Annotated in this window: 18 protein-coding genes and 2 pseudogenes; 1 reads left to right on the top strand and 19 read right to left on the bottom strand. The window is 45.2% G+C overall.

Annotated features, from left to right (window positions below; all coding sequences use genetic code 11):
- Positions 1–12 precede the first annotated feature (12 nt).
- The 6 genes and pseudogenes from QMA13_RS17465 to QMA13_RS17440 form a co-directional block, all read right to left on the bottom strand.
- Complete coding sequence (locus QMA13_RS17465; RefSeq protein WP_282942950.1) at positions 13–138, bottom strand: hypothetical protein; 126 nt, start codon at positions 136–138, stop codon at positions 13–15.
- A 179-nt stretch (positions 139–317) separates the two neighbouring features.
- A complete protein-coding gene (locus tag QMA13_RS17460) occupies positions 318–557 on the bottom strand; it encodes an HAD family hydrolase (RefSeq protein ID WP_282942949.1) in 240 nt (79 codons plus the stop codon).
- 32 nt (positions 558–589) lie between these two features.
- Complete coding sequence (locus tag QMA13_RS17455) at positions 590–1114, bottom strand: HAD family hydrolase (protein WP_282942947.1); 525 nt, start codon at positions 1112–1114, stop codon at positions 590–592.
- Positions 1115–1825: 711 nt separating this feature from the next.
- Complete coding sequence (locus QMA13_RS17450) at positions 1826–3490, bottom strand: P-loop domain-containing protein (protein WP_282942945.1); 1665 nt, start codon at positions 3488–3490, stop codon at positions 1826–1828.
- A gap of 928 nt (positions 3491–4418) precedes the next feature.
- A complete protein-coding gene (locus tag QMA13_RS17445) occupies positions 4419–5732 on the bottom strand; it encodes an ABC transporter substrate-binding protein (RefSeq protein ID WP_282942943.1) in 1314 nt (437 codons plus the stop codon).
- A gap of 552 nt (positions 5733–6284) precedes the next feature.
- Positions 6285–6719, bottom strand: a pseudogene (locus QMA13_RS17440) (VOC family protein).
- Positions 6720–6775: 56 nt separating this feature from the next.
- On the opposite strand from QMA13_RS17440, the gene QMA13_RS17435 reads away from it, so the two are divergent.
- The gene (locus QMA13_RS17435) at positions 6776–7612 is read left to right on the top strand and encodes a helix-turn-helix domain-containing protein (protein WP_282942942.1); all 837 of its coding nucleotides are present in this window, start codon (positions 6776–6778) and stop codon (positions 7610–7612) included.
- Positions 7613–7642: 30 nt separating this feature from the next.
- Here the strand turns inward: QMA13_RS17435 and QMA13_RS17430 are convergent, their stop codons facing one another.
- From QMA13_RS17430 to QMA13_RS17370, 13 genes and pseudogenes are all read right to left on the bottom strand, one after another.
- Positions 7643–8212, bottom strand: a complete 570-nt coding sequence (locus QMA13_RS17430) for a YdeI/OmpD-associated family protein (RefSeq protein WP_282942940.1) — start codon at positions 8210–8212, stop codon at positions 7643–7645.
- A 331-nt stretch (positions 8213–8543) separates the two neighbouring features.
- Positions 8544–9347 (bottom strand): heparin lyase I family protein, encoded by an 804-nt coding sequence (locus tag QMA13_RS17425; protein WP_282942939.1) that lies wholly within the window; start codon positions 9345–9347, stop codon positions 8544–8546.
- 1027 nt (positions 9348–10374) lie between these two features.
- Positions 10375–10515, bottom strand: a complete 141-nt coding sequence (locus tag QMA13_RS17420; protein ID WP_282942937.1) for a hypothetical protein — start codon at positions 10513–10515, stop codon at positions 10375–10377.
- Between the two features lie 55 nt (positions 10516–10570).
- On the bottom strand, positions 10571–12454 hold the full coding sequence (locus tag QMA13_RS17415) for a heparinase II/III domain-containing protein (RefSeq protein WP_282942935.1): 1884 nt from the start codon (positions 12452–12454) through the stop codon (positions 10571–10573).
- 599 nt (positions 12455–13053) lie between these two features.
- A complete protein-coding gene (locus QMA13_RS17410) occupies positions 13054–14160 on the bottom strand; it encodes a GerAB/ArcD/ProY family transporter (RefSeq protein WP_282942933.1) in 1107 nt (368 codons plus the stop codon).
- Positions 14161–14176: 16 nt separating this feature from the next.
- Positions 14177–14404, bottom strand: coding sequence for a hypothetical protein (locus tag QMA13_RS17405; protein WP_282942932.1), 228 nt, complete (start codon positions 14402–14404; stop codon positions 14177–14179).
- 7 nt (positions 14405–14411) lie between these two features.
- Entirely contained in the window at positions 14412–15605 is a 1194-nt protein-coding gene (locus QMA13_RS17400; RefSeq protein ID WP_282942930.1) for a Ger(x)C family spore germination protein, read from the bottom strand.
- Between the two features lie 32 nt (positions 15606–15637).
- Positions 15638–17176 carry a spore germination protein gene (locus QMA13_RS17395; protein WP_282942929.1) on the bottom strand — a complete coding sequence of 513 codons (1539 nt, stop codon included), beginning with the start codon at positions 17174–17176 and terminating at the stop codon, positions 15638–15640.
- A 689-nt stretch (positions 17177–17865) separates the two neighbouring features.
- A pseudogene (map, locus tag QMA13_RS17390) lies at positions 17866–18614 on the bottom strand (type I methionyl aminopeptidase).
- Position 18615: 1 nt separating this feature from the next.
- A complete protein-coding gene (locus QMA13_RS17385) occupies positions 18616–19218 on the bottom strand; it encodes a TetR/AcrR family transcriptional regulator (RefSeq protein WP_282942928.1) in 603 nt (200 codons plus the stop codon).
- A gap of 183 nt (positions 19219–19401) precedes the next feature.
- Positions 19402–19581 carry a hypothetical protein gene (locus QMA13_RS17380; protein ID WP_282942925.1) on the bottom strand — a complete coding sequence of 60 codons (180 nt, stop codon included), beginning with the start codon at positions 19579–19581 and terminating at the stop codon, positions 19402–19404.
- An 87-nt stretch (positions 19582–19668) separates the two neighbouring features.
- Positions 19669–21498: a right-handed parallel beta-helix repeat-containing protein gene (locus QMA13_RS17375; protein WP_282942924.1), complete on the bottom strand. Its 1830-nt coding sequence runs from the start codon at positions 21496–21498 to the stop codon at positions 19669–19671.
- Between the two features lie 25 nt (positions 21499–21523).
- Positions 21524–22858: an ABC transporter substrate-binding protein gene (locus tag QMA13_RS17370; protein ID WP_282942923.1), complete on the bottom strand. Its 1335-nt coding sequence runs from the start codon at positions 22856–22858 to the stop codon at positions 21524–21526.
- Positions 22859–22892: the final 34 nt, after the last annotated feature.

Below are 22892 nucleotides of genomic sequence, written 5' to 3'. Positions count from 1 at the left end.
GTTTCGCCTCCTTTAGATCGAAGGATTTTCCTTGTCTTTCACATTGCTTGAGAGCATCGACAATCTCGGTATTTTCAGTATAAGCGCAACCGCTAACAGCATACAACCGTTAATGGCAAACACAATCTTGATGGACATTTGCGAAGATCGACCTTATATCAGACTTTTATGTAAAAAAACATTAGTTCAACTTATATAGATGTAGTTTGCTTCTTATGGAAGGTTTTAGACTGACTTTATTAAGCAAGCGTGACCGTTAGCGTAGCGAACTGCCGGGAGGCTCCACTATTGGTTTCCGATAGTTGAAAAATTATCATTCACAGTACAAATTTCTCAAGTGCTACAGCAACACCATCATTATCATTTGATTCGGTAATGTACTTCGCACAATCTTTTAATTCCGTTATCCCATTACCCATTGCAATTGGAAATCCGCACATATGGAAAAGTCCCAAATCGTTATAATCATCTCCGAATACCATTACATGTTCCGAATTTATCCCGATATCATTTAATACTGACTTCACTGCATTTTCTTTTGATGCTGATTTATGCATGATTTGAACCAATACTCCTCCATCGGTTGCGATTACGTTAACCTGGTCACCGAATTTTTGGATAACATCACACACCATGTGCTATAACCGAGAGCTAGTATTTTTGTCGGGGAGATTGAACTGATAAAATCATAATCAACTATCTGCGGTTTAGGCTCATTCGAACGGGCACCGAACTGAGCACTCTCTGTGTCAGGAACTGGTGTGCACGTATACCATAAATCATTTACTTCATATGAGATTGTTGACTGAGGCTCACTCAACCTAATGAATTCGTTAATCTGTTGGCTAACCTCTATAGGGATACTAATGTGCTGCTGAGTCTGCTTGGATTTGCATTTTACAAGGGCACCATTGTAGAGAACCATGTAGTCTACAAAAGGGATAGCCTTTACAAATTGTTCAGCTGCTCTAGGCGGTCGTGCCGTGGCAACAATAATATGAATTCCTGAATCAGAACACCTTTTAACGGCACTATAATTTCGAGGAGATATGGATTTATCACTACCAAGTAATGTTCCGTCCAAGTCTAATACAATTGCCTGTATTTCTACCACTCACATTCCCCCACAGTTTAATTTTTCCAATTATACATAAATAACAGTGCAAATTGTAGTACATTATTAAATTAATCTGCCCGTTAGTTCAACGCAGTTGTACAGCGAAGCGCGGTGAACTCACTGAATTTATTTCCTCTTGCATTGATCTTACTATATTGGAACTTTTCAAGCCAAGTGCTTCGGCTCATTGCAGATCAAAGATATTTGTCGGGAATGAGTCAAACTCTCGTCAATTTCGGGGATAGGATCAAGTTATTGTCAAAACCAAATAACAAGAACTTGATCCTATAAAACTAAAAAGCAGCCATTTAAGCGGCAATTAATAAGACTATGTTCTTGTCACCCGTAAGCAATTACTACTGTCTTACTTGTATATATTTGTCTAATGACACAAATCTCCAACCACCAGACTAAACGAATCTATGCAATCGTTAAAAAAACGGACAATGCTTGTGTCGCAAAACGATAAACGTGAGCTGACGACACAAACTTGATCCGATAAATAAAAAATCCCAAAGTTATAGTAAGTTTTGTTGGACACCATATAAAAAAAGGCTGCAGCAAGTTTAAACCGCAGGCTTTCTTATTTGCCAGTTAGACCCTCATAAGTTGAATGACGTTTTACTTCGAAATCTTGAAGAGCCTATCCTACAGCCATCCTCCACTTCAACCCGTCTCCTAATTGGATAAACGTATATTATGTTGTAATTAGAGGTGTTCAGAGGGCTCAAGCTGAATAAAATTCAAATGTTTCATTCGGTTTATGACAGATAATACTTCATTAATTCTTGGTAGTTCAAGCCATCTTTCGAAACCAGGAAAAAAGGAAGAAAATACAATATCCACTCCTTCTCTCTCCATATCTTCGAGAGCTTTTTTGATCTTTTCATGAAGAAAGATGAGGCGATCTTGATTACTTATAGCGATTTTTCGAATTAAAAAGGCAATAGCTGCGAGCTGGGCGTGTGATGTGATATTATAAAGCCCACTGATATCAATTTGTTCATCGCCTATCATAATGTATCCCATGGTTGAAACCATCAGCTTTTCTGTACCGCTGCCCTGTGGATAGCTCGAAAAGTGATCGGTGGTTATTTTTCGAGCTATCTCCCATTTTGTAAGGGGGATACGTTCGCGTGGTTTGTCGTGTTCACATAATTGTTTTGCTTCCTGGGTTACGTTTTTTGGCACAAAATTGTCCATCAGGATGATTTGATCGGCAACGGATAAAAATTCACCGCTACCTCCAATAACAAGAACGGAAGATACGCCAACAGCCTCATAAAGCTCCCTGACACGTTCCGTAAAAGGTGTAATGGGTTCATGCTTGATTAATGAACGCATTTTGATGTCTTGAATCATAAAATTCGTCGCACTTCTGTCTTCATCAATAAGAAGAAGCTTACATCCGACGTTGATTGCCTCCATAATATTTGCGGCTTGAGATGTGGAGCCTGAGGCGTAGTCAGTCGAAAACTGTTCAGCCGAACTATTGGGTATCCATTTTATGAAAGGCGTAATATTGATATTTTTTATGGAACGGCCTTCCTCTGCAGAGATTTCCATTGCACTTTGATCTGTAATCACAAATTCTCTTCCGTCGCCTATGCTGTGATTGTAAATCCCCGAATTTAATGCATCCAGCAGTGTGCTTTTACCCGAATAACCTCCGCCGGTGATGACCGTCACACCCTGTTTTATTCCCATTCCTCGCAAACCACAAATTTCAACTTCAACATCTTCCGGAGATGTAAAAGGCAAGGCACCCTCCAGTGGCCCGCTGTTGTTTTTATTTCTTGGCAAAATGCTGCCATTCGCAATAAACGCACAATAATCATTGGATTTCAGCCATTCGCGAATCATATTTTGTTTTTTTACCAATTCGTAGGCAGCATTTAATTTGATGAGATCAAACTTGGCAATTAACTCCTCCACTTCTTTTGGAAGCATTTTGCAGAGCATGCGCATAGCTTTATCATTATTCTTGAATGGAAGTTGAACTGTAATCATTAAGCATAGATACCATTTTTCCGAGATGACTTCGACAAAGGATGCATTACGTTGCAACACCACATTGGTTGGACGAAAACAATAAAAAGCACCATTTTCTTTATCAGAACGTGACCGGTTATAAATCAATTCATTTAATGCCTCAATATGATCAACCCATTCTCTTAATGCAAAATCTGAGAGAACAACTTGATCCATATTTTCATCTAAGCCGAGACGGTCAAAAGGTATTTTTATGGTGATACATGGTTTATCCAGTGTGAGTTTATGTGTCCGTTCAATGTAATAGGCAACATCATTATTCCAATAGGTTGGGTCAGATATCGTCCCCCCTTGATCATAGTATGAACCTTCATAAATCATACTGTAAGATGACTGTCCGGATTGCAATGAGCGAAAATATTGAGCGAGTCTTTTAATAAAGCATCATCCTTTCATATTTGGAAAGCGGTGAATAACGGGGAACGATGCGGAAGTTGAAACGATATCTCAAGAAGGGGGCCCCTTATCCTTTGGAACAAGATAACGGAGAAACGGATCGACCCCTAATCTCCAGGTATGAGCCTGCTCAAACATAAACCGACACTGTTTGAAATTTTCCGCGAAAAATGATTTCCATCCTAAGTAACTCAAGTTCAATACATATTCCTCCAAACGATTAAATCCTAGCCAATTTCAAAATAAAACCACTATTATTGCCTCGACCAACCTTTTTGTCCAAAAAAATAACAGCCACTCCGTAAGTGGCTGTCATAGACCGGCAAGAAAGCTTAAACGTTCCTTCTGCCTAAATATAAAAGCCCTGAGAGTGAATCCTACCCTCAGAGCCTAGTGTATTCGTAAAAAAATAACTAAAAAGAAACATGAGGATAAGACGTATATTTTTTTGTTTTCATTGTCCTCACCTCGTTACGAATTATTTTTACAGCAACAAAATTATAACATTAAGATCATCTACAATATAGGGAAAGATTAATTATAATTAACTCAAGCCCTGAATAGGTAAAAGATTTCCCATAGAATGAAAACACAGGACACGATAAATACCAAGGAAATAATTTTTCGTAGATAACTGCCCGTTGAGCAGACCTTGGAAGAGAACTATAAAGCGTTGAAGCAGCCGCTCAATGCGGAGGCTTTTACCACAAGCGTGAAACAAGCCATGACCGAAGGGCTGGAAAAGCTGAACATCGGTATGCCAAAGAATTCGAAAGTTCGGATCACTGAAAAAGCAGGCGACTGGATTGCCGTTTCCCGCCGGCAGCCACGTCTTTTGACCGTACCAAGAAACTTATTTCTGTTGTTGTTTAAGCGCCAACTGCTCGTCTATCTTGTAGGCAGCCTCTGTCAGTGCTGCCTGCACCCCCGTGCTGGTTGTAGCATCAAGCGTGCTCCCGATATTTTTCTTAGTTAAAAGTGAAGGTAAGGTAGGGTTTCGATAGGCAGCTGGCGTAATCGCGTAATTTAGCTCTTCGAGAAACACGTTTATTACAGGATCCGCAGCCTGATTGAGCTTCTGAACAGCAGACTTAGAGGTTAACAATTCCTGACGCGACCACTCCTTATGAAACTCACTGTCATAATCCAGGATAACGTCCTTTATAAACTTCCAAGCCAACTCCTTTTGTTTCGATATGGCTGCGATAGACAAGGTTTGAATCATCACGCTGTTTACTTTTTTTCCTTTTTCCAGACGTGGCAGCGGTGCAACTGCTGTTTTTCCGGCTGTTCCTTTGTTTTGCTCTAGGAAATAATTCATGCCGTACACCGCTATGCTCATACCTACATTGCCTGCCGTCATTTCGGATAAGGTAGGATTACCCGTATTATCAACTATCTTAATCGCGTTGCTCGTGTTCACATGGTGCGCCAGCAGCGCAAATGCATCCGCGACCGGACGGCTGTCAAAATAGCCGCTGACCTTACTGTTATCCGGCGATAATAGGCTGGTGCCGCTGCTTTGCCCCAGTGACTCTAAGAACGGGAGCTCGAACGGAATCGTGCTTCCGTAAATCTCCCTATCAGCCGCGGTATTGGCAGACTTGAGCTTAATGGATATGTCAAAGTACTGCTCCCAGGTCCAATCACCGCTGGGATATTTGATTCCTGCTTTATCGAACCATTCCTTGTTGTAATATACGGCCAGCGGGGCCGGCGACATTGGGATGCCATTCAGATTACCTTTGGTCGTTACCATTTTCGTCAGAGATTCGTACAAATCATCCGTTGTCATTCGATCCGCTTTGAAAAAGGAGAGGAGATCGGCAAACATTCCTTCTTCAGCAAGGATAGGATAGAACGGACCGAATATAAGATCCGTCTGTTTCCCTTCTTTCAATCGTGCGTCCAAATCTCTCTGGTAGCTTTGCCCGGGGAGCTTTTCAATTTTTATGTGAACGCCTGGATTTGCCGTTTCAAATTGTTTTGCATACTTTTGAAACGTGTCAATTCGGTACTTTACGGAAGCCGTTGTATTCTCTGGCATCAAAAGCACTAACTCCTGGTTCTTTATTTCGTCTACCTTCACAGTCTTATTGTCGTCCATCCATGAGCAGCCGGATAATAGGGCACCGCATAACAAATAGATCGTAACCGCTTTTTTCATTCGTTCCACTCCCCCAATTATTCACTTCAAAAGTACGGGAAATTACCTCATCGGTTTGTGTCGCTGGATACGTGTTCGATTCTGTATTGGGGAACCAGACACCCTATCCATTTGTCTTGTCCTTCGTGCTGCTTACTAATTGTTCCATAATAAAATCCGGAGTAAATATGTGGAGAAAAAACAAGTACTTCGTTCCTCCACTTCTGCCCTCTTTCGAAATATCAATATATAAGAATTATAATCCAATATGTGGTAAATTTATATAGCAGAAGTCGTTAAGTGTAATTATTTAGCAAATTCCATCAATTACTCGAAACTACTTATCAGCACCAAATTATTATACTTTTGGAACCTATTCTGCCTGTTAGCGTAATGATGAGTCTTAAACAAGATCTATCGGGAATGGGACAATGTTCATGTCACCCAACACATAACTCCTCTCCCTGAACATCTCTTGTGGAAATACATGCGGTAAGGTAAAATTAGGAATATTGGATTTGTTTCAAAGAAAAACTGGCATCGTTTGCGTAACGACGCCAGTTAAAGTTAAAGTCAAGCTTGATGAATGGAATTCCAAATTTCTTTATAATGCGGACTGTGGATCAAGCCAATGATGTTTCCAAAAGGATCCACGACCTATGCGGTGATCCAGTTAACGCCACGCTCCGTACGCGGTTCATATTCCTTGGCCCCCAGTTCCTTTAACTTTTCCAGCATTCCGTCAACATCATCCACATGCCAGTAAAGCGTCGCTCCTCCAGTCCCCATCAAGCTAGCCGCCTCGGGTGCATATTTCTTATTAATGATGCCAAGCTCGTCTTGGAAGTCACCGATCCGATATTCGAGGTAAGCAGGATTCTCCGGATCAGGACTTTGGAAGTAAGGTTCCACGCCCAGAATCTTCGTATACCATTCTTTTGCAGCTTTGAGATCCTCTGCCCAGAAACTAACGTTTGCCATACCTCGTAATTTGGGTGTGTTTGTCATTATAACAAGCTCCTTTTAGGTCATTTGGTATATACTTTCTATTTCAATGATAAGGGATGATGATCATAACCGTATTACAGAAATCCGCAGACATTTATCAAACGGGAGGAAAACTGGATCCCTCCGGCTTCGAACAACAGATAACCTTTCAAACCTATGTGCCTCCGGTCGATTTAGCACCGTTCATAAACCACTTTTGGACCATACGCTGGAATAACACGACGGGGCAGCCTTACATTTCGGAGCAAGTCATGCACCGGCCCTATGTCGATGTATATCTGTCTGCGCATGAATCAGGCATCCAGTGCACATTCCGCGATAAACGGGATTACGAGGCTGCCGATGATGGCAGAATTATCGGTGCTCGATTTAAGCCAGGCGCGTTCCACGCTTTTTGGCGCAGATCACTTGCAGGCTTACACAACGAGACGATTGCATTACAGCAAGTGTTCGCCGAGGCAGGGCAAACTTTTATTGAAAATACGCTATCATTACCGGACGACGCTGCCGTCGGCGCTCTTGCCGAAATGCTACAAGCGCAAAACCCGCAATATGATCCTAACATCGAAATCATTAACCGAATCATTGCTGCAATTGAGACTGAACGGTTGCAGACCGTCGGGGATGTTGCTCAGTGGGTTGGCAAAAGCGATCGATGGCTCCAACAGCTTTTCCAGGATTATATTGGGATCGGAATCAAATGGCAGCTCCAGAGAAATAAACTGTTGGATGCGGCGAAATTCATTCGTGAATGCGACCAGCCCGATTGGGCGGATATGGCCTATGATCTTGGCTACAGCAGTCAACAGCATTTCATTACGGACTTCAAACGCGTGTTTGGCAAAACACCGTTGCAATACAAGAAAGAACTGGGCTTCCAAGCATCCGAATAACAACGTGTCCTGCTTACCGCTGCATTATAGTCATCGGACGACTTCCAATTTGGTTATCACTTTTTGCAGCTGCGTAGCTCTACTCTTTGCTGTTGTTGCCTTTATGAGAGGCAGGAGGATCGCATATTGAGAGGTCTTGTCGAGTTGACTGAAAGCTTTTTGGGCCTGTTCATGCTGCTCTAGCGCAGCTGCGAGATCCGCCGGGATTGTTGCGTTTTTCTGCGATTCATAGGCTGCGTCCCATCTTCCGTCCTCCTGTGCCCGGCGTATTTCAGCATAACCGGGGGCTTTCATTCGTCCTTTCTCCATTAACTCTTCTGCTTTTTTCACGTTAACCATGGACCAAGGGCTTTTCGCTCGCCTTGGCGAATACCGCTGCAAGTAATACGCCTCGTTGAATCCTTTACGGTGACTATCGATCCACCCATAACATAAGGCGACATCGAGCGCTTCCTGAATGGTGATCGAATGGATGCCCGAATCCTTCTTAGCTATTCTAAGCCATACCTCTTCTCGTCGATCGTAATGACTCGCGAGCCACAATTCCATGTCAGCTGCGTTGGTAAAATCGATAAAATCTAATTGATTGGATGTTTCCACCTGGCAATCTCTCCTTTCATACTTCCATTGTTGTCCTCTTCCTGAACTAACTATACAAATAATAATTAGCACAGTATTACAAAAAACCGCAGCGCACATGACTGGAACCAACTATTACCTGATCAAGTCAAAATACCTTCTGGTTCACGACCCAAAACTCCGCCCTACTTATGGTACGGTTCACCGTATCATCGGTAGTGGTAAATCGAAATGAAGGACGCCTTGATTAGACGTCCTTCACAGTCGAAATAGGCATATAAAGCTTCATCGAGAACCTGACAAGAAATCCCCCACAGCGGAAGAAGCTCTTGCTGCTGTGGGGGATTGACTATTATTTGGTAATTTGAATGTTCGCGATTTGAAGCTTAGCTTCCGGCATGTTCGTATAAATTTTACGGTAAATTCCCCACTTCGGACGGTTGATCGTTGCCCCGTCTCTCCAGTTATCCTTTTTACCGCTATAGGACATGAGTACGGTTCCGTCCAGCTTTTTCAATGTCATGCTCAAATTGCCGTTATCCGTATTTTGAACGGTCACGGTAGCTTCAACCCAGGTTCCGTCAATATTAGAGAAGCTGGTTTTGGCTAGCGTTTCTACTTGATCCATCGTTGCTCCGATCGGGCTGTGTCTGAATAGCAAATAACCGTCTCCAACCGTAAAGGTCAGTATCGGCGCACCGTCATCTCCATCCTGTGCTTTCAGCTGAAAGATGTGATGGAAGTTACCAGAAGGAGGCATCGGATACGGGCTTACCGCTCGAAACTGCCATTTGTAGGTCACCGTTTCACCTTGGGATGCTTTAACGTTGCTTGGGGAGCTTTTGTAAGCTTTGACTTCGACGCGCTGGCGATCCGTATTGCTTCCGTCAAGTGCAGCCGTATCGGAAGCGTCGCCTACTTTGAACTGAAATACATTTCCTACATAGGTGGAAGTAGATTCATACAGGTGATTCGAATCCGTCGGTCCATCAACCGGGTCAGGGCCAAGGTACTGCTTGAAAATTTCCAAGGCCGTCTTACCTGTGTTTGGACCGTCGGAATTGATGGTCACCGTAGCTGCAAAAACGGTAGTACCGATAGCAAGTGTAGACACAAGAGCCAGACCGGTAATCATCGACTTCACGCTTTTTTTCATAAAAGCTCCCTCCCAAAAATGAAATTGGTTTTCATGCAGTTTGTTCCTTGCTCCTCCTTTCGCGCAGCGATGAAATGTATGCGTTTTCATAACTGCTGATTTTATTATAGATTCAGGCTCCGCTATTCTGAATGTAAATTTTTAAGGTGAACTGTGTTTTCTTATGCGGAGGTACAACCATGGGAACATCTGGAAAATGACCAAGTTGGAACAAATCCCGTTGCGGTTAATCTAACCAACGCGAAAAAGCCGTATCGCAATCACGACCGGCTGGTCCTGTGAGATCCAATTTTGGCAAAGAATTCGTTCTTCCACTTTGTCTTCATTGCATGCCCTTTTCTTTACCTATCATCACTCGGATGGGAACACATCAACCTGACTGGCGACTACACATGGCAACAGAGCAACCAGGTGGCACCCGGCAGGTTCAGGCCGCTACGCCCAGTCAGTTACTCTTAGTGAACGATTATTTCCGTTTCTTGAGGGGACCCAAGTTATAAGGCAGGAAATATAGATATTCAGAAGTAGAAAATGAGCAACTCTCCCGGTATGATGGGAATTGCTCATTTTTGTGGAGACTCGTGTTTAAAGAACTTGATCCCAGAAAAATAAAAAACCGCGTAATACGCGGCAATTAATGGGACAATGTTCTTGTCACCCGAGATTAATCGCCGAGCTTCTTCTCGGCGTCGGTCGGATCGGCATCAAGTTGAGTATCGCTATTTTGAGTGGCCGAATATCCTAGTGAAACACCAAGGTCTCGTTCATCACGACAATATTTTCCTTGATCAGCACTTCTTTGGCGGGTAAAGGGTCGGGTACATTGAATGCTTCATGATCACTCCTCAGGGAAAATTATAGACCTTTCTTCCTGAATAAAGTAAGGCTATCGCTAACGTATATACTCGCTTGTTCTCTCTCATCTCTCAGGAATGCGCATTCCGTTCCTGCAAGTATTAGCACCATGTATCTTCATCGTGTTGACGAAGATGTCGGTTGCTTGGAAGGACAGCTATCTTAATTTGGCTTAGGTCAATAGGCGTACCGTCCCCCCGGTAGCAATGCCGATGATCAAGGGCAAATATCCACCCGGTGCCGGCATTTCAAATCGGTCGGCTACAGGACATCGTAGACATGAGTTCAAGTTCAGGAGCCTGCCGAACACCATGGTTCATCAACTCCTTCATATAGGCAAGACTTCACCAATTCGCTTCTTCGTGAAACTACTCGGCACGAAATATAAAATTAAATGTCCCTTCCATCGATACTGCTTTCGGTCTCATGACGATGCGGTATACCGCGTCACCCCACGCTAGGAACATCTTTTCGTCGATAATGTTCTTTCGTTCCATCGCGACGTCAAACCGGTCCCCCTCATAATGACAAAGAAGTCCCTTCCCGTCCCCGCTTGCCAGCCTAATGACGCCGTCGGCAAGCAACTGCGGCTTGCAGCAGGAAAGGAAATGAAGTGCGATTTCCTTCGGCTCATCTTGAAAACAATAATCATCCGTCAATCGAACATAAGGCTGACCCGTTCGAATAAGCGCTACCGAGCGTCTCCAGGATGCGATCCCCGCTTCATCTGGGTAGGCGGAAGCAATGTCCAACGTCAGACTCGTCTTTGCATCGTCGGAATCATATTCACAGCCTGTTGCCCTGTATGCTTCTCCAGCCTTCTGCTCAATGCCTCCGAAACTGGGCAGATTGTGATAAGATGATTGCATCGTCCATATATCATAACGGTTCGGTCCGAACGTCTCCTTCGTGTATGTTTCTACGCCAAGATCAATCACGTACGGTTCCCCGTCGCTGTAGATGACGAACTGTCCAACATCGTTATGGTTGTGGCTTTCATCGTTATGGCCGCCTTTTACGGCGACGTACAGCCCTTTATCCGATCGAGCCGATTCTCTGGAAATCATTACCTGAATGCCTTCAAGCCACATGCTGCACGGATAAACGGCCTTTTGGTTGTGCTCCATCAGCTTATTGTAATTAAACAATGCAGGGACGACGCGCAGAAATGAAAAAAACTGCATCTGCTTCACGCCTTCCGTCCCCCAACGTCTGGCAATGGTATGGCCGAAATCCATTAAATTCACATTGCCCGTCCGGAAGCCGAAACGGTAAATCAAATCTCCCTCAACGGTAACCTTATGCGGTCCGTCCGCGAAATTTAGCACGTATCGGTCATGAATATGCGCTTTGAAAATATACTCTGCAATGCTACGAATGAGCGGCTCTCCGTATACGTCAATCGTACCGTGACTGGCATAGCCTAACTGCTCCAAACAATCGAAGAGCGATCCAGCTGCTTTATTCCAGTAGCTCGGTCCCTCATCGCAGCCGCCGTCCTCATGATAGGTGCTCAAGAAACGGTCGAGACCGAAGCATGCCTTTTCCACCGCCTTCGTGCGCTTATTGTCGTCTTCCTCCACGAAAAATACAGCACTCAGTACATTTGAGGTTATCCACGTCGTCCAGTTGTACAGCTTAATCGACTCGTCGTAACCCATCCACCACATGTCGTTTCGAATAAGATACGGCTGAATGATTCGTTCTTTTAATTCTAGAACGATCCTTTCCTTGATCAACACGCCATACCGTTCCGTCAAAACATTGCCTAACAAGTAATAGGTCCAGGCCAAAGCACTCCCGGTCTCTGCCGCAAACAAGTCGATGTCATGGCGCCGCTTATTAGCCACAGGCAGGCTAGATTCGTAAAAATGAAAATTATGCGCGGATATGACCCAGGATGTCTCTTCACTGATGCACCAAATGCCGTTGACGATATCGCATAGAAAGCGCCCCTTATTCTCGATGCATTCTGCAAGTACCAGTGTGGTAAGTGCCCTTCGGCGGCGATGATAGGGCAAATCGTACCGCGTCCGATTCCCGTTCTGCCAATATTCCATATACATCGTCGCCGTGAGCGGAGGATAATCAAATTGCAAATATTTTTCGGCTTCAAGCACGATGGACATTTTCAACGGTTCGGGAAGGTTCTCCCATGCGCCCCGATCAGATATGTCCGGATATGGCTTGTATTCGGTCTTTGGCCGAAGCTGCTCCACCCAGTTTGGTCGTTTCAACTGTTGACTTATCATGCCCGCTCCTCTTTCATAAAGTTTCACTCGTCTTCCGCATATTTTGTGCAATTCTCAATTTGATCATAAATCCCGGATTAACTATTGTCAATATTTATACATAAGTCGGAAGGAATAATAAAAAATCATCAAGAAAATTTCCATAGTTTCGTTAATATTATTACATATGTTCGCCTTTCTCCAACATATCGACGAATCATAAGTGCCTGAAAAATATCCTACGTCTCGAAGGCATGATTATCAAAAGGAAGATGAATGAAAGTTTTACAAAAAAGGAGTAACAATATTTAATAACTGTGCACAACAAAAACTGACGTTTTGCAGCCCACCTCACGTGCGGGTCGCTGAACGCCAGTTTTGTTATGCGTGCTTGTAGCTATGGAAAGGTCCGGTTTCTATTGTAAACCCGTATACAACATATTGGCCTGTGCATTTGCCGCCGGCTTCCTTCAGACCTTGCTTCGCAACAGGCACCCTTGCCCTTGGATACGGTAGGCGCTCGCCAGCCCCCGTTCGGGACTTTCACCCTAGAGATGACGCCCATGCTGGGCGTACTAAAAAAGAGCATCTAATCGCAAAGAACAGATACTCTGCATCATTCATTCTCTTTGCGGTCTGTTTACCAGCTTCCGAAGTCCATAAATGCCTAGCAGCAGTAAAGGAAACAGCACATTAAAGGTGAGATCGAAAAACGGCCAATACCTTGTAATAACATCATGATAAAATGTCGTGTTTGGACTGATGATGATCGTTAGAGCCATCAACAGCATCGCGGAAGGCAAAGCAATCAGGTTATATTCCCGAAGCTTCAATAGTTGGCTCAAACCAAGCAGGAAGCCGTAAAAGAACAAAATAATTTTAAAGAAAATGGTGACGAACCACAATAGAGAAAGAATGGCTTCGATTCTCTCCAGAAACTTACCAATACTTATCTTCTTCGCCAAGTTGTAACTCGGATACATGCTGTTCGCCGTTGCGTCGACCCCGAGTACGAGAATCGATAATAGGATGATTAGGAACAAGGCTAAGCTGCCGAGCAGAGCGCCGCCCATAAAGCTTCTCATGATATGCTTATGTTGATTGACATAAGGGATAATCATAAGGAATATGACAAGCTGAACGGTAGAAAATGTGGATGAGACAATCGAACCCTGAAGGCTCGGTTTTATCCCTTCCGCAAGAACTGGTTGGATATTCTCCACATGGATTTTCGGCAATAGGAACAGTGCCAACAGGATAAAGAACACGATGAATCCCGGAAAAAATGCCTCCCCTACACGACCGATCACCTCAAGTCCATGCCTTACGCCTACCACGACAATACACAAAAACACAACGTGTATCGCTTGAATCGGCGTCTCCGGCATGCTCAGCGTGGTCATGAAATCGCCGATTTCCCGAATATTGGCGGCCGCACAGATGAAGAAATACCCTAAGTACAGCACCGACAACACCGTACCCATCGCCGTACCCAAAATTTTGTTGTTGTACTCGACTAAGGTCAGCCGTGGGTTCAGTCTCGCGACGGCTACGAATAAATAAACGACGAGTAGCCCGATTCCCGTGCCCAGAATCGTAGCAATCCACGCATCTTCTTTGGATTCTAAAGCCACGGCCGACGGTAGCACGAGAATCGCATCGCCGACGGTGAACAGCGTGACCAATATTCCAAATTGTCGCAGCGATATCTTTCCGTTTTCCAGCATGTGTTCCTTCCCCTATTCACTCACCATAAAAGAGGCGGCTGATTGGTTTGTATATGTCGATCATCAAGTAGAGCGGACTAGGGATGTTCCAATGCAGCTTGAGTCCAATGTTCAATCCTGTCCCCGCAGCAAGGAGGATGAGAAATACCCATAACTCTTTATGCCATTTGCTTTTTAATAGCCGAGGAACTTCAATAAGCGCAATGACAGCAGCTATGGCAACAATGCCTGCGATCACCCACATATTCGTTCTACTCCTTTATTCTTCCTAAGAATGAATTGCCCACCGTACCGAGCTGCCTTATTGAAGCATCAACGTTCACAATTACTTCTAAATCCTTGAAATGCCGCTCCCAATCCCGACTTAGCTTTTTCCATGCTTTTGGGTTAGAACGGCGAATAGCCTCACCGAACCCAAAAATATCAATCTTGTATTTTTGCTTCGCAGCCTGGATCGCAGCAAAGACGACTTCCTTCACTCTTTTCTCACCAATACTCTCCAATTCACCGATCGTTCGCGGCTTCGTCAAATCAATTTGGCATCCAACTTCGTTAACATTGACTTCCCCGCGGATATTAATTTCGATTTGCGGCTTCTGATTAATAACCTTTCCTTTCACTTTGGTCTTGGAGCGAATGACCTCTAATGTAACTTTTCCTCCGCCCGGACACGGAATGACGGCTGCGGTACTGTTCACATGATCCATAATGTAGTTATACCCTTTGCTTTCCTGCTCGTTTAGCCAGCCAATTAGCTTGTCTTTACGAAATACGGACAAGTTCGTATATTGCAGATGTACGGGTGTCTTGATGTTCTGAACGCTTTTACTTGAACCTCCTTTATCCGGATCACCATGGACAAGAATACCGGTCAACACAGGGCTCTTGCTTTCGCTCGTTAAGGCCGCAATCAATTCATCCATTGTGATAGACACCGTCGGAGCCCATGCCTTCTGCGACGTTTCGAGCGAATTATAGAGCGTGTTCGCCGGAATGGATTCTAATGATGTCAAAACCTTCAGCACATCCTCAGCGTTGGATTTCTTGGCTACGGCAATATAAAAGTCTGTTCGCGCGTCACTGTCCCGCGTAAGGAACTCCAAAGATTTGCCGATCCCTTCCCTCGCTAATGCTTCTCCAAGGATAAGAATCCGCAGGTGCGATATATATATTTTTCGCGGACTCTCCGTTGTCATCTTGCGAACTGCTTCAAAAACGCTATCTCCCACGGCGGAATAGAGAACAACAGGCGACGTGGCTTGGCCTTTTTTGGCAGCGATTTCGCTTGGAACAACAACCTGTACAGACACCTTATATTGCTCGCCTTGCTTATCGATCCCCATCCCCATGGCGATGGCAAGATCATTCAATTCTCTCCGGTTCCAACAACCTGTTACAATAGGTATGATGCAGAGAAGCAAGATCATAAGCGGCTTTCGTGCCATTGTAAACTCCTTTCATCGGCAGCCGGCGAGATTCAGGTTTTCGGGGAAGGAGGCGCCTGCTCACGTGTTTCATTCTCTTGATTTAAGAGGTGCGGACGGGTCCTCATTCTCCAGCGAGGCAGCCTGAAGATCGTATCCTTCAGATCTTCACGATTATATGGCGCCAGGGAGCTCGTGTATGGCACGCCGAAAGAACGCAAACTGCATAAGTGAAACATCAGCGTGATATAGCCGATGATAATGCCGAATAGTCCGAATGAAGCAGCGAGCAGCAGCATCGGAAAACGAATGAGACGGACGGAAATCGACATGTTTGGTGCAGGGAAAATGAAATTGGATATCGCCGTGATGGAGATGACAATGACCATTGCCGCCGACACCATGCCTGCCTCCACGGCTGCCGTTCCAATCACTAATGTACCTAGAATGGATACCGCTTGACCCACTGCGCGCGGCATTCTGATACTGGCTTCCCGCAATATTTCAAGCGCTATCTCCATCATGAACGCCTCGACAATCGCAGGAAAGGGCACTCCTTCGCGCTGAGCCGCCAGACTGATTAATAACTGAGTCGGGATCATTTCCTGGTGAAATGTCGTAATCGCGATATACAGAGACGAACCGACCAGCGAGATATAGAAGCTGAGGTAACGAAGTAATCGCAAAAAGGTGCTAATATCCGCACGCTGATAATAGTCTTCTGCCGCTTGGAAAAATTGTATAAACGTCGTCGGAGCCGTAAGAACGAACGGGGTACCGTCCACCAGTATCGCTACGCGGCCCTCCAGTAAATCAGCGGCAACGACATCCGGTCGTTCGGTATTATATATCGTCGGGAACGGCGAACGCCGTTCATCCTGGATTAATTCTTCGATATAACCGCTCTCCAGAATACCGTCAATATCGATCCGATCCAGACGTTTACGTACTTCGTCAACGACGGTGTTGCTCGCAATTCCATGGATGTACATGATCGATACGTCGGTCTTGGTAACGCGGCCGATCGTTCTTGTCTCCAGCCAAAGATTGCGATCTTTGATCTTGCGCCGGATCAACGCTGTATTCGTCCGGATCGATTCCGTAAAGCTCTCGCGTGGACCGCGGACAATCGTCTCCGTCGCTGGCTCCGTAACACTGCGTTGATTCCAATATCTTACCCCAATGGCAAAGCCTTGGGATTGCCCTTCAAATAGCAGGATCGCGTCCCCAGACAACAATGAAGTGTAGAGCGTTTCAAACTCCGTAATTTCCTTCACGCCGCCCACGGTAAGTGCCCGTTCCTTAAGAGCATTCAAGACATCCTGACCGAAGGAGACCAATTGATCCAATTCGGTGTTCTTCATATCCATGATCAGCGATTCCATGACAAAATCCGCAAGCTGTTGCGTACCGGTTAACCCGTCCGTGTAGACAATAGCCGCTCGAATATTGCCGAGTTTCCCAATGCGGATTTCTCTCAGGATGATGTCATCACTATGGCCAAGCTCATGTATAATCTTCTCTATGTTTTGCTTTAAAACTGCCGAAATGGGTTCCGCAGCATCTGATCCGGCAGGTTTGTTATGTTCCATAAGCGATCCCTCGATTTGTAATGCTATGGATCAATTGTAGCCTAATCCAGGTCTTCGTAAACCTGAGGTGGAAGGTTATCCAAAATTTGAAATATCTCTAAAAAATGATCCTTCCTTGAAATCTAGTTGAGATTATGATTGATATATCTCTAAAAAATGACGTTTTACAAGCAAGAGACATAGGAAAACCAGCCCAATCTAGGCTGGTTTCCCTAATGATGCAGTAACGATATTGACGTTATTTCAAGATTGCTCAAGCAATGATGGCAAGGTCTTCAATATCTACCCGGCAGCCTTTATTAACATCCGCTCTCGGATTCCAACCCGGCTGACCATCTTGTCTTAGTAGGCCACTTCAGCGATCGCTCGTAATAATCTCCTGCCTGTAGAGTTAAAGCCTTCAGATTTAATAAGTTTACAATCATTACTGTTTTCAGAACCGGTAATCGAACGATGTCTTGAGATACGTCATATTGAAGGTATTGTTGTTTAACTGCCCACTTGAAAATTGTTTAATTCGAGGTAACGATGTGAGCTCTTGTTGTGGCTTCATAAACTTTCCCTGCGTTTGGTGGCTTTTTATTACTGTTGCTGTTCTTTGCATTCTCATTCATTTTACGGTGTCTTAAGGTTCCTAAAAATAATTGAAGGTCATTAGTAGTTATATCACCTGTGAAATGTACACGGAACTATTTCTGCGCAGTCAAAATGACAGGTCCCGCTTTCGTAATGGCAATTGTATGTTCATACTGAGCGGATAGCTTCCCGTCAGCGGTTCGCGCGGTCCAACCGTCTTCGTCGATCGTCATGCGATATGTTCCTGCGTTCAACATCGGCTCAATGGTAAATACCATGCCTTCCTTAAGGCGGAATCCTTTGCCCGGCGACCCGAAGTGCGGAAAATTTGGCTCTTCATGCATGCTTCTACCCACTCCATGGGCAAGCAGGTCGCGCACGACGCCAAAACCGTTTTGCTCCGCATGTTGTTGAATCGCATGGACGACATCGCCGATCCGGCTGCCGACGGTTGCCCGTTCGATACCGATGTACATGCACTCTTTCGCGACCTGCATCAACTTCTTGGCTTCCTCTGAGACGGATCCGACCGCATAGCTCCATGCGGAATCGCCGACCCAACCGTTCAGCTCCGCAACGATATCGACGGTGACGATGTCTCCCTGTCGTAAGGGCTTGCTGTCCGGGAAACCGTGCGCGATCACATCGTTCACGGAAGCGCACGTTGCATACCGGTAGCCATTGTAGCCCAAGGTGGGGGCCCTCCCCCTGCTTTCGCAATGAGCCGCTCTACTTCGTCGTTAATCTCCTGCGTCGTAATGCCCGGACAAATCATTTCTGCCACTCTTTTGTGGCATGCGGCCACGAATTGCCCGGCTATTTTCATCTCTTCGATTTCCGCCGCCGATTTTAAAGTCACCATATTATCGGCTCCCTCCCGGCAAAATTCCCGTAAGCAAAGTTTCCGCAGCCTCGTCGCCATCCATTACTTCATGCTGATGATGAATATGCAATCCGGCATAGCCGACCAATGAGCCAATCAGCATGTTGGCCGCCTTCTCCGGACTTCGCGCGCCGGAACATTCCTGCAAAACCTTTGCCAGCGGCAAGTATAGTTCTTTGTGGAAGCGCTGGGACAGCTCCCCATAGCGGCCGCCAGGGAGCTGGTGAAAGTTTTCCGCCGACATTTTGTACAGGATGAACACCGATAAATCCTCCGACCACTGCCGAAGCATGAGCACGATATAATTCCGCAGCCGCTCAGGATATGGTCCTCCGCCACCCAAGGCTGTTTCCGTAACCGATTTTGCCTGTTCGATAGCGCACCACAGCAAAGCGTCAAACAATTCGTATTTATTTTTGTAATAATGATAAACCGTTCCGTAACCGAGCGCGGCTTGGGCCGCGACATCGCGCATCTCCATTGTTATTCCTTTATCGATATACACCTGCGCAGCCGCCCGCAGCATTTGCTGGATCCGGATCGCACGAATCTCTTCGTTCTGCTCCTTCGTTCGGGGAGACATGATAGGAAAACCCTCCTTATTTGACCTACTGGAATGTCGAAATAAGAATACAATAAATTTCCTTTTCAGTCAATACGAAAATGCTTGGCTCGTGTCATCCGCTTTAAAAGAGACAGCAAGAGGAACGTTGTTTGTTCTCCGGCGGTTACATCCGCTGTCTCCGGCGCTCCTCATGCATCGTTTTTAACGGATCATCGAGAAATTCGCTCCATCCCTGCTCCTGCAGCAGTCCGTCAATATTTCATACCTGGAATCGAAATCCTCTTCTGCAGGCAGCCAGGTCAGGCCATAATCGTTGTTATACTCGAAAGCGCGGGATTCGATAACCGTATGGCGTATCGCCCGAAAATGCGCGTTGGCCATCGCCGACTGAGGACTATAGACTGCTTCCAGATAAACAGTTAAAAAAGCCGCAGTTGGCTTGCATGCGGCTTAGTTCTGAACAGGCATTTAACTGATTCCGATGATGTATCTTATCGGATCGCTGGCGCTAATGATGAGAATTCGGTTCGAGGCTTCCACCTTACCGACGAATTGCCCATTTGTCGTTGATACTTGAATATAGTCTGTACCGGGTCTGAATCCGGTTGTGATCCAGCCTCTAGCGCTCTCGTGGCGCAATGTTCCATCGGTTACACTGCCTGTAGCAACAATAACGCTTCTATACTTCGTTATGTCGTCGTTTAAGCTGATGGTACCAGTAACCGTATTTAGCATATCCGTCAACAGACGTTCCCCCTGTACCGAGGAAAAGAGGGTATCTACTGCTTCATTAAAGAGAGTACCCGATACGCCCGGGCTTAAAGTATTCATATGGATGCTTACTCCCGTATTTCCGACGGGAACGAACACGGCATACTTGTAATTGTTCGTGTACCCTCGATTGTTAAGCGTATTCTCAACCACTTCTACACTGGAGCAGCCTTCGATTCGTAGCCCATAGTACAAAGCGTTCTGGTCTTGGGTCACGCCCCGGAATACATTCCCTTTAATGATAGTATCGTTCGTGTTGGTCACATACACCCCTTCCCGCTGAATACTAGAGCAATAATTATCGGAAATTACGACTCCGCCACCGCCAATAATTCTAAAAGCGGAGTTTTTAACATTGGATAGGACATTGTCTGAGACTTGAATCAGGACGGATGGCTGATCGAACCCTCCCGCTACTGTTTTCCTTGTTATTGCAATACCGTGCAAGCCGGTTTGACGAATGACATTATCTGCTATCACCATGCTGCTGCAGGAATAGACGGATATGGCATTGCCACCTGTCTGCTCTATCGTATTCCCTGATATAACAGCGTTCTTATAGCTTTCCGGTTTAATCGCGATGTCCTTCAAGCCTTTGAAATGATTGTTAACGATTCGAATGTTTTCATGGAACACCTGCTGTCCTGCCGAATCATATTTGGATCCATGCGTTCCTACACCACGATGTCCATTCTCAAATGTACAGCCCTCAATCAGCACATCACGGCAAGGCGTGTTATCATAAGCCCCAAACAATGGGAATGCTAATGCATCGGCAAAATCAATCTGTACCATTTCATATTGATCGGTTCCTTTTACAAGCTGATTTTTAAAAGAACAATTGTGTAAGGTAACATTTCGGCTAGAGTTAAATTCGATAATGTGACCGTTATGACCATTAACGAACTGAACACGTTCCATATATACCCGATCTGCATGAGCCAAAGCAAAGGCTTGGAGGTTTTTAGAGGGGCTTGACGGAGGGTTCGTATCCCCGCACAAATCTATGGTGCCTCCTATCAACGTCAAATTCCCATCCCCTTCATAGGCGGATGCATAATTGGAGTCCCCTGAAGCTCCATTTACAAACAGCTTTAAATGGACGTCAGGATTACCCAATCTCTTCAATACAGCACCGTCATCCATCTGAATAAACGTATTGCGATAAAGCCTTAACACTCTGGTTAGCTTGTATGTACCTGATGGAACGACGATGGTGCCGCGTCCACGCTCATTTATTTTTGTTAGGCACAGCTCAAATACGGAGCTATCGTCCTCAACTCCATCCCCTATGGCACCGTAATGCTTCACATTAAACACACAATCGTCCGCAGACGGCTCTGGACCTGTGCCATAAACATTGTCCGTTACGCTACTGCCCATAGACAACGACTTCCCCTGGACTATCGCAGATCCTACCGAGCCTATGGCTACTGCTGCTCCAACAGCTCCTAATGATTGCAACAATTTTCTTCTAGTTACCTTAGTTTGTGAGCTGTTCGTCTTATCCTCTTCAAGTTTCTTCACTGGATCCTCACCGACCTAACCCGTATTATTTGAGTTTCGTCCTAATATCCATATTGATTTTTTCCTCCGCATCCCTAAGCGCAGAATTCGCATCTTTCCCCTTCTGGAACATATTGCGCAGCTCCTCTTGAATAATCGTCATCGCCTGAGTATCGAACAAAGAAGGCTGATAAGGCTTGGCTACGGAAGACTTGAACACGGAAGCGATATTTTTATTTTTTAAGTAAGGCAGCTCCTGTCCAAAAGCCGTTTTATACTTCTCGTCCTTCATAATACTCATTTTGCCTTGCTTCGTCATATCCATTTGAACCTCATCAGACGTTACGGTCGCAATAACATTGAATACATCATCCTGATGCTTGCTAGTCTTCGTAGGCACCATAATGTGAAGATCCGGTCCCATTCCTTTTCCTACAGCTTCAGGGAATACCGGGTAGGATGCTATATCCCAGTTCAAATCCGTTAACTCTCCCAATTTTGCCGAGGTAATGATATTGACGTCCGCCAGCATGGCCAGTGAACGATCCTTCGTAAACAAATTAATCCCTGCTGTTTTCCATGCATGCTTGCCATTGCCCGGAATCGTATAAATGCTGGCAGCCTGTTGAAGCACCATTTTCCACTGATCGTTATTTATTATCGCTTGGTTTGTTTTCACATCGACGAAAGGAAGCGAGAGCTGGGAAGCCATCCGCTCCGGAACGTTAGGCTCCAAGCCCCTGAATTGAATGCCACTGTCCATCCTAGTCACTTTCTTGGCCAGCTCTGTTGCCTCTTGCCATGTCATGCCATCCTTTGGATATGGAACGGCGAATTTATCGAAGATATCTTTGTTGTAATAAAGTGCGCTGAAGTTCTGCGTATACGGTACAGCGATGAGATCATCCTTCTGTGCTGCGGCTTTTATCGAATCTAATGCAGCTGTCTCGAACCGGGACAGATCGATTGCATTTTTCTTGAGACCATCTGTTAAAGACTGAAGCAGCCCAGCTTCATTAATGGCGGGAATCCCGTTCACATTATTAGTAATGATAATATCCGGCACTTCATTGGCTACGACCTGCCCTGGAAGCAGCTTGTCGTCATATGCGACTTTTTCCGTTGTGATCCATGAATATTTCTTCTGGACCGGATCCGTAAAATACCTTTTAAACTCCTCGTCGGTCAAATATCCGCTCGCTTTGACTCCGATTTTGATCATAACCGGGTTGTGCTTTTCCTCCTTTTTGTTACCTGTACCTGTCGCTGATTCCTGCTGTGAACAAGCAGACAGCAACAGCATTCCTGCGGCAAGAATACACCCTGTAAGACCCGCTGAGCGCCATTGTAATGATTTCGACGTACATCTCGTTTCTTTCATGATTTCACAGTTCCTTTCTTTTGATTTTCGTAAT

Source organism: Paenibacillus sp. RC67, from assembly GCF_030020805.1.
Lineage (GTDB): Bacteria > Bacillota > Bacilli > Paenibacillales > NBRC-103111 > Paenibacillus_S.
This window is presented reverse-complemented; position numbering and strand designations above follow the sequence as displayed.

Bases quoted from the DNA above. Each gene is read 5' to 3' on its own strand.
- QMA13_RS17465 (WP_282942950.1), bottom strand. From the start codon at position 138: ATGTCCATCAAGATTGTGTTTGCCATTAACGGTTGTATGCTGTTAGCG.
- QMA13_RS17460 (WP_282942949.1), bottom strand. From the start codon at position 557: ATGCATAAATCAGCATCAAAAGAAAATGCAGTGAAGTCAGTATTAAAT.
- QMA13_RS17450 (WP_282942945.1), bottom strand. From the start codon at position 3,490: ATGATTTATGAAGGTTCATACTATGATCAAGGGGGGACGATATCTGAC.
- QMA13_RS17445 (WP_282942943.1), bottom strand. From the start codon at position 5,732: ATGAAAAAAGCGGTTACGATCTATTTGTTATGCGGTGCCCTATTATCC.
- QMA13_RS17435 (WP_282942942.1), top strand. From the start codon at position 6,776: ATGATGATCATAACCGTATTACAGAAATCCGCAGACATTTATCAAACG.
- QMA13_RS17425 (WP_282942939.1), bottom strand. From the start codon at position 9,347: ATGAAAAAAAGCGTGAAGTCGATGATTACCGGTCTGGCTCTTGTGTCT.
- QMA13_RS17420 (WP_282942937.1), bottom strand. From the start codon at position 10,515: ATGGTGTTCGGCAGGCTCCTGAACTTGAACTCATGTCTACGATGTCCT.
- QMA13_RS17415 (WP_282942935.1), bottom strand. From the start codon at position 12,454: ATGATAAGTCAACAGTTGAAACGACCAAACTGGGTGGAGCAGCTTCGG.
- QMA13_RS17410 (WP_282942933.1), bottom strand. From the start codon at position 14,160: ATGCTGGAAAACGGAAAGATATCGCTGCGACAATTTGGAATATTGGTC.
- QMA13_RS17405 (WP_282942932.1), bottom strand. From the start codon at position 14,404: ATGTGGGTGATCGCAGGCATTGTTGCCATAGCTGCTGTCATTGCGCTT.
- QMA13_RS17400 (WP_282942930.1), bottom strand. From the start codon at position 15,605: ATGGCACGAAAGCCGCTTATGATCTTGCTTCTCTGCATCATACCTATT.
- QMA13_RS17395 (WP_282942929.1), bottom strand. From the start codon at position 17,176: ATGGAACATAACAAACCTGCCGGATCAGATGCTGCGGAACCCATTTCG.
- QMA13_RS17385 (WP_282942928.1), bottom strand. From the start codon at position 19,218: ATGTCTCCCCGAACGAAGGAGCAGAACGAAGAGATTCGTGCGATCCGG.
- QMA13_RS17380 (WP_282942925.1), bottom strand. From the start codon at position 19,581: ATGGCCAACGCGCATTTTCGGGCGATACGCCATACGGTTATCGAATCC.
- QMA13_RS17370 (WP_282942923.1), bottom strand. From the start codon at position 22,858: ATGAAAGAAACGAGATGTACGTCGAAATCATTACAATGGCGCTCAGCG.